6 protein-coding genes and 2 pseudogenes are annotated in these 7,260 nt (G+C 68.3%); 3 read left to right on the forward strand and 5 right to left on the reverse strand.

Features of this window, described 5'->3' with window-relative positions; all coding sequences use genetic code 11:
- Positions 1-428 (reverse strand): annotated as a pseudogene (locus tag FNH08_RS39800) (metallophosphoesterase); the annotation flags it as partial.
- A 155-nt stretch (positions 429-583) separates the two neighbouring features.
- Here FNH08_RS39800 and FNH08_RS39805 point away from each other — a divergent pair.
- Positions 584-856, forward strand: a complete 273-nt coding sequence (locus FNH08_RS39805) for an SCO4848 family membrane protein (protein ID WP_152776400.1) — start codon at positions 584-586, stop codon at positions 854-856.
- 136 nt (positions 857-992) lie between these two features.
- Here FNH08_RS39805 and FNH08_RS39810 read toward each other — a convergent pair whose 3' ends face one another.
- Positions 993-2,711, reverse strand: coding sequence for a recombinase family protein (locus FNH08_RS39810; RefSeq protein ID WP_322726225.1), 1,719 nt, complete (start codon positions 2,709-2,711; stop codon positions 993-995).
- A gap of 242 nt (positions 2,712-2,953) precedes the next feature.
- Between FNH08_RS39810 and FNH08_RS39815 the strand changes: the two genes are divergently transcribed.
- Positions 2,954-4,234, forward strand: a complete 1,281-nt coding sequence (locus FNH08_RS39815) for a D-alanyl-D-alanine carboxypeptidase family protein (RefSeq protein ID WP_322726226.1) — start codon at positions 2,954-2,956, stop codon at positions 4,232-4,234.
- Between the two features lie 57 nt (positions 4,235-4,291).
- Here FNH08_RS39815 and FNH08_RS39820 read toward each other — a convergent pair whose 3' ends face one another.
- The 3 genes from FNH08_RS39820 to FNH08_RS39830 form a co-directional block, all read right to left on the reverse strand.
- Positions 4,292-5,311: a YihY/virulence factor BrkB family protein gene (locus tag FNH08_RS39820; RefSeq protein ID WP_152776402.1), complete on the reverse strand. Its 1,020-nt coding sequence runs from the start codon at positions 5,309-5,311 to the stop codon at positions 4,292-4,294.
- A gap of 126 nt (positions 5,312-5,437) precedes the next feature.
- Positions 5,438-6,388: a decaprenyl-phosphate phosphoribosyltransferase gene (locus FNH08_RS39825; RefSeq protein ID WP_322726227.1), complete on the reverse strand. Its 951-nt coding sequence runs from the start codon at positions 6,386-6,388 to the stop codon at positions 5,438-5,440.
- Entirely contained in the window at positions 6,381-6,974 is a 594-nt protein-coding gene (locus FNH08_RS39830; RefSeq protein WP_152776403.1) for a phosphatase PAP2 family protein, read from the reverse strand. Before FNH08_RS39830 ends, FNH08_RS39825 begins: the two co-directional genes overlap by 8 nt.
- A gap of 144 nt (positions 6,975-7,118) precedes the next feature.
- On the opposite strand from FNH08_RS39830, the pseudogene FNH08_RS39835 reads away from it, so the two are divergent.
- Positions 7,119-7,260 (forward strand): annotated as a pseudogene (locus FNH08_RS39835) (decaprenylphosphoryl-beta-D-ribose oxidase); the annotation flags it as partial.

Consider the following 7,260-nt stretch of genomic DNA (forward strand, 5'->3'; position numbering starts at 1 on the left):
GGGACGTGCTCGGCCTCCCTCACCGGCACCGGCTCCGTCGCGGCGGCGGGAGCGGCGGCAGGGGTGGCTGCGGGTGCGGGTACGGCGGCAGGTACAGCCGCCGGAGCACGCCGCTCCACCAGACGCCGCACGAACGGGCGTACGAGCTCTCCCGCCAGCAGCGCCAGCAGCAGGTACAGCGACAGCGCCAGCCACATGAAGCCCGGCCAGCCGAGCACCTGCTGGAGCCAGAAGGGGGCACCGCCGCGCTCGGCGCCGAACGCCGCGAACAGCAGCACCGGCCCGGCCACGAACACCGCCGCGCCCACCCGGCGGGCGGTTCCCGGCCCGCGTGTCGTGTCCCGCACCAGGCGGCGCCACGCGTACCAGTGCAGGACGCCGAACGCGGCCAGGACCGCCAGGGCCGCGAGTATGAAGACAATCACCATTCCGCCGCACTCTCCGCTATGACGTAGGGCGCAATGCGCGCAAACCGCCCAACCCGATGGCCGTCCCTGCGCAACTGACCAGCACCCCCGCAAGGCCAGACAAGCGCAGGTCACATACTGACAGGGAACGACCCACCCACCTCGAAGGACGACCAATGAAGATCAGCCGAACCGCCTCTTGGTTTCTCGCAGCATTCGGCGCATGGTCGTGGGTGATCTGGGTCACCTTCACAAAGAACCTCTTCGCGGACGCCAGTGGACTTGCATTCGATCACGGCAAGCCTACGGCCTATCTGTGGGTGCACCTTGCCCTTGCCATCGTCTCGTTCATCCTGGGAACGGTCATCGGCGTTATCGGCCTCCGGGGCGTTCGCGCGTTCCGCCGTGCCGACGTTGCGGCCCGGGCCGAGCACGTCGACGCCAGTTGACCGCCACCTGTCCTTTCTGAACGGCCTGCCGCTGCCGACGGCTGCTGAGGATCGTCCGCCACGGCACCGGGTCGGTGGTGATCCCGCGGCGAGCCCAGAAGGCCAAAGACCTTCGCAGCGCCCGAGCGCCGCAATATCAAGAAGATCGAAGCACTGCCGACGCTTCTTCGTCTTCCACTTCGTCGGATTCCTGCGAAAGCGGTCGCCAGTCCAGCATCACGCGGTCTTCAATCGCGATATATTTCCGAGTCTCCAGGTCTCGTCCCGGACCGACAGCCACGCCAGTGAGGAACAATTCCAGGAACGCACGCCGCTCGAATACGCCCCATCCTGCCCACGTCGAGCCAGGACCCAAAGGGTCACCTCCTGGCGTGAACCACTCCGATGGGATGCGCACAGTGGCTCCCATTCTCTCGTCCAATTCGGCCAGGCGTGCAACGCATTGGTCCTCGTAGGCCCGATACTGCTGCATGGTCCCGCGCCACGTAGCCAACTCTTCGCGGCCCCGGTACAAGCCTGCTTTCCGGTCGACTTGGAGTTCTGCGATGGACTGCCGAACGTGCTCAAGGTGCGCGGCAGTCACACGCCGCTCTTCCTCCACTCCGGCCAAGTCCCTTTGGACGGCGAACCGAAGAGCGGCGGCGGCGACCCATTCCCTGTCTGCTTCGTCGTCCATGTCTGCGTTGGCGAGCCGCGCCCATACTCGCCTGGCGACATAGTCGTCGGCGTCCTTGCGCTTGACAGAAAGCCCGCCGTGCCCCTTCGGGTTGGCGCACATGTAGTAGTCCTGTCCACCGTTGTTCTTGGTTTGCCCCATGGAGCCTTCACAGATGCCGCATCGCATGAAGCGCCATCCGCTCAACAACCTTGGTGTAGCCTCCCCGCCGGGTTGTCTGTTGGACTTGGTGCTCCGGCTTCGCAATTCTTGAAGCTCCAGCCATGCCGCCCCGCTGATGATGCCTCGGTGGGGCGTGAGAGGTGCACCGGTTTCGTTGCGTGCAATGACATTGACGTACGCCTTTCCCCGCTTCACTCGCTGACTGGCGAATCCCCCGATGGCCGGATGGTTGAGAATCCATCGGACTGTCTGAGCCCGCCAGCGAATGGGGGTGTCTTCGCCGGACACCCGTCGCTTCTTGATGGACTCCAAGCGCCTTTCAGTGGCTCGGCGTTCGGCGTTACCTGGCGCTGGTACACCTTCAGCTTCAAGCGTGATGGCAATCTTGTTGTCTGACACCCCCTCAAGAACCATTTGCACCATGCGCTCTACGGCCGCGACGTGTTCCGGATTGTCGTCATCCGGCTCAAGTACTGACACGACCAGAGGGCCGATCTTCTCGCGGACAGCGCGCATCCCATACGGCGCAGAGCTGGAATGGCGGCCGCCGAGGGCCTTGATTTCGTCCTTCGCGCCCTTGAGTCGTTCCGCCTTGATGTCGGAATCCTGCTTCGCAAGCGCCGCGATCAACGCGAAGATTGCCACGCCGATTGGGGAGCTCGTGTCGAGGAACGGTTCAAGGGTGGAGACGAACCGGACTCCGTGCTTCCTGAATTCCTTGTCGATCTCAAGGGCGTCATGCGCACCCTTACGAGTCAGACGTGACAGCTCGTTGGCAATGACCACGTCGACCTCACCCGCGCGTACGGCGGCCATGAGGTCGTCGAAGCCGGGGCGGACAACCTTTGGATCCCATCCGGAGCGGCCAACGTCCTTGAAGGTATGAACGACCTCCCAGCGTGCCCCTCCGCCGGCCGATCGACTCGCCACCACCGCTTCACAGGCTGCAACCTGCGCTTCTGGCGAGGCTTCAGAGGCGTCGGGGCGCGCCTTCGACTGCCGGGCGTAGACAGCCACGCGCACTGTGTCCATCCGGTGTGCGGGAGTGTCCTCAGAAACCATGGGTGCCATGTGGTTAGTTTCCCATGGAAGTTGATCCAGATGACCCAGCTCCCACAGAGGCGAGCAGGAACCAGGAGCGGGGGCGGCTGAGGTTCATGGGCCGAGTATTACCTTTGGGAGTTCGGGTTCGCCGTACAGAAGGCGCTGGTGGAGGCAACGGTAGGATTTATCGGTCGCGGCCATGTACTTTCTCCGTCGTGCCCGCCTTCAAAAAGACCGTCAGGCGATCCCTGTTGGTCACCTCCGCCATGTCGTTGTCTCTGTCGCTGACGGCCGTTGCGGCTGCTCCGGCCGCCCTGGCCGCCGACAAGCCCTCGTCCAGCCCCTCGCCGTCGGTCACACCCCCGGCGACGATGTCCACCGTGGGTGGCGAACGGCTCGGAACACCGGGAACCCAGGCCGACCTCGGCACCGGCGCCCCTGTCCTGCCGAAGGACATCTCCGCGCGCTCCTGGATCGTCGCCGACGCCGAGTCGGGTGACGTTCTGGCCTCCCACAACGCGCACTGGCGGCTGGCGCCGGCGAGCACGCTGAAGATGCTCTTCGCGGACACGCTGCTGCCGAAGTTCAACAAGGACGACAAGCACAAGGTCGTGCCGTCCGACCTCGCGGGCATCGGCGCCGGCTCCAGCATGGTCGGCATAAAGGAGAACGAGACGTACACCGTCCACGACCTGTGGCTCGGCGTCTTCCTTCGCTCCGGCAACGACGCGGTGCACGTGCTGTCGGCGATGAACAACGGCGTCGACCAGACCGTCAAGGACATGAACGCGCACGCCGAGGAGCTCCAGGCCCTCGACACGAACGTGGTCAGCCCGGACGGCTACGACGCGAAGGGGCAGGTGTCGTCGGCGTACGACCTGACCCTCTTCGCCCGGTCCGGCCTGCAGAAGAAGGACTTCCGCGAGTACTGCTCGACCGTGCGGACCAAATTTCCGGGCGAGACCAGGAAGAACAAGAAGGGCAAGACGACCCGCGGCTCCTTCGAGATCCAGAACACCAACCGGCTGCTGACCGGTGACACGGGTCTCGACCCGTACCAGGGCATCGCGGGTGTGAAGAACGGCAACACGACGAACGCGGGCTCCACGTTCACGGGGGTGGCCGAGCGTGACGGCAGGGTGCTGCTGGTCACGGTCATGAACCCGCAGAAGGACGAGTACAACGAGGTCTACAAGGAGACCGCCCGCCTCTTCGACTGGGGTTTCCAGGCCGCGGACAAGGTAACGCCCGTGGGTGAGCTGGTGCCGCCGAAGGGGGCGGACACGGGGGGTGGCTCCGAGCCGGGGGCGTCGGAGTCCGCGTCTGCCTCCGGCGCGACGGGGGGTAAGCCGGTCGCCGCGGGGGCCTCCGGCGGGTCGAGTGGTGTCGGGGTTGCTCTGGGGATTGTTGGGGGTGTCCTGGCGCTTGTGGCCGGTGGGGTGTTTCTGGTCAATCGGAAGTGGCCGTTGCCGGAGCTGATGCGGCGGCGCCGCTAGGCGGTTGGGGTCTGCCTGGTTGCCGGCGTGTTGTCAGTGCCGGTGGTTCGTGGCTGGTCACGCCGTTCCCTGCGCCCCCAAAAACGCGTCTGCCTGGCTGGGGGGCGCATCTTCACTGCCGGTCGTTTGTGGCTTGTCGCGCAGTTCCCCGCGCCCCTTTCGGGGCGCCTCCTCGCGCGCAGAGCCGCCCTCCTGCTCTGCCTCCTCGGTCCCCTCTCCGAGTTCCTCCTCCTTGCTGCCCGTCGCCGTCCAGGACGCGCAGTACAGGAGGAGTTTGGCGGTGAAGTTGATCCAGAGGAGGAGGGCGATGGGGACGCCGAAGGCGCCGTACATGCTTCTTGAGGCGATGCCCTGCATATAGCCGCTGAGCAGCAGTTTCAGGAGTTCGAAGCCGGCCGCGCCGAGGAGCGCGGCGACCATCAGGCGGTGGCGCGGTGGGTGGACTCCGGGCAGCAGGGTGAGGACGTACAGCAGGAGCAGGAAGTCGGCGAGGACCGCGATGGCGAAGGCGGCGACCCGGAGCAGCGCGCCGCCCCAGCCGTTCCGGTCGATGCCGAGCTGGTCGGCGAACCCGCCCACCAGCGCCGAGGCCACGGTGGACGCGGCGAGAGTCACCAGGACCGCGCCGCCGAAGCCGAGGAGCACGCCCGCGTCCCTGGCCTTGCTCAGAACCGGGTTCTCCTCGGGGTCCGGCTTCTCCCACACCGCACGCAGACAGCCCCGCATCTCACCGACCCAGCCGATACCGGTGAAGAGCAGGAACGCGCCGGCGATGATCCCGACCGTGCCCGCGTTGTCGACGAGTCCGCCGACGTCGAGCTGGTCGGCGATCCCCGGCACCTGATCGGTGATCTTGTCCTCGAGCTGCTGTTGCCGGCCCTCGCCGAAGGTCGCGGCGACCACGGCGGCGCCCAGCGTCAGCAGCGGGAAGAGCGCCAGGAAGCTGATGAAGGTCATCGCGGCGGCCAGTCGCGTCCACTTCACGCGGTCCAGCCGCTCGTACGACCGCCACGCGTGCGTGGTCATCAGGCGCTCCACCAGGGGGCCGATCCCGGGGAGCTTCTTCAGCCAGTCCATGATCCCACTCTGCCCCCTCTGCGTCCGCCCTCATGCCGCCGGGCCCTGGGTCCTGGGCCCCTGCTGTCCGCGTACCCCGGAATCGCGGGACTGTGGCCCTCACCGGGGCTCGGAAAGAGTGCCCCCTCACCAATGGGCGACCGCCAGGCCGTACATCGCGAGCCACACCACCCCGATGAGCGCGAGCGGGCGGTCGCGGAGCACCACGTCCTCCGGCTCCCCCGCGGTGCCGCGTTCGGCGAAGACCGCGTACCTGAGGACCGCCAGGACGAAGGCCACCACCGACAGTTGGCGCCATGGCAGTACGCCCGTACTCGGCGCCCCGCCCTCCTCCAGGGCCCACAGGCAGTAGCCGAGCACGGCGACCCCTGCGGCCAGCTGCCACACGAAGCGCAGGTAGCCGGCGGTGTACTCGGTGAGGAGCACGCGCGTGGCGCCCTCCCTCCCGGCCATCTGGACGGCCTCGGAGTACCGCTTGGCGGCGACCATGAACAGCGCGCCGAAGCCCGTGGTGATCAGGAACCAGCGCGAGAGCGGGATGCCGAGCGCCAGCCCGCCGATCACCGCCCGCATCAGGAAGCCGGTCGCGACGACGACGAGATCGACGACGAGGACGTGCTTGAGGCTGACGCAGTAGGCGAGTTGGAGCCCGAGGTACGCGCTGAGCAGTGCCGAGGTGTACGGCGAGCAGAGCCAGACGGCGGCGGTGGGCGCGAGGACGGCGAGGGCGCCCCCGACGGCGTACGCGACCGGAACGGGGACCTGGCCGGCGGCGACCGGGCGGTGGCGCTTGACCGGGTGGGCGCGGTCGGCCTCGGCGTCCCGGGCGTCGTTGACGAGGTAGACGGCGGCCGCGCAGGCAGTGAACAGGGCGAAGACGAGCGGGAGTTGGGTGAGGGCGCGGGCGGTGAACAGCTCTCCGGCGGACGCGGGGGCGGCCACGACGAGGACGTTCTTGATCCATTGGCGGGGGCGGGCGGTCCGGAGGAGTCCGAGGGCGAGGTTCCGGAGGCTTCGGGATGGCGTCGCGGGGGCGGCTGTCGGACGCGGTTCGAGGAGCGCGGTGGGCTCAGCCACGGCCACCGCCGTGTGCCACCGGCGCCACCGCGGACAGCACCGCCTCGGCCGCCCCGGTCGCCCCGGTCATCCAGCGGGTGCCCAGCCGCGCCGTGGCCGCTCCGAGGGCCACGCCCGCCGCCACGTCCGAGGGGTAGTGCACCCCGACCACCAGCCGCGAGACGCACATCGCGGCGGCCAGCGGGACCACGAGGGAGCCGAGCAGAGGGGCGCGAGGCGTGCGGAGGGCCCCGTACGCCACGGCCGCCGCCACCGCCGAACTCGCGTGCGAGCTGGGGAAGGAGTGCCGGCCGGCGGTGCGGACCCGGGGCTCGACATGGGCGGGCCGGGGGCGCCGCACCACCCGTTTCACCCCCATGCTGACCAGGTGCGCACCCGCGGTCAGCGCGGTGCCGCGCAGCCAGGCACCACGCCGCTCCCGGTCGACGGCGGCACCCGCCAGGCCCGCCGCGAGCCACAGGGCGCCGTGTTCCCCGGCCCGGGACAGGGCGCGCGCGGCGAGGGCGACCCGCGGGTCCGCCCCGTACCCGTGGAGCACCGCGAGGAGCCACCGGTCCAGGTCGCGAACGTCGTCAACATCGTCCATACGACGTCACTCTTCTAGGGACATAGTCCAGAACTACGGCAATCTTGAACGACATCCCATTAATCACCCGTTTCGGTGAGGAGCGCGGAACGCGCTCAAGCGATCATGGCGATATGCCCCTTTGATGGCGATACGGTCGCGGGCATGCCCTCCTCCGTCTCCGTCCCCGTCACCGGCTGGGGCCGTACCGCCCCCACCGCGGCCCGACTGATCCGCCCTCGCACCTACGAGGAGGCCGCGGCCGCGGTCCTGGCGTGCGGGGCGCGCGGGGGGATCGCGCGGGGGC

The organism is Streptomyces spongiae (assembly GCF_009377185.1).
Taxonomy (GTDB): domain Bacteria; phylum Actinomycetota; class Actinomycetes; order Streptomycetales; family Streptomycetaceae; genus Streptomyces; species Streptomyces spongiae.

What these genes read in the sequence shown, in the direction of transcription:
- FNH08_RS39820 (WP_152776402.1), bottom strand. Translation starts at nt 5,311, where the DNA reads ATGGACTGGCTGAAGAAGCTCCCCGGGATCGGCCCCCTGGTGGAGCGC.
- FNH08_RS39805 (WP_152776400.1), top strand. Translation starts at nt 584, where the DNA reads ATGAAGATCAGCCGAACCGCCTCTTGGTTTCTCGCAGCATTCGGCGCA.
- FNH08_RS39830 (WP_152776403.1), bottom strand. Translation starts at nt 6,974, where the DNA reads ATGGACGATGTTGACGACGTTCGCGACCTGGACCGGTGGCTCCTCGCG.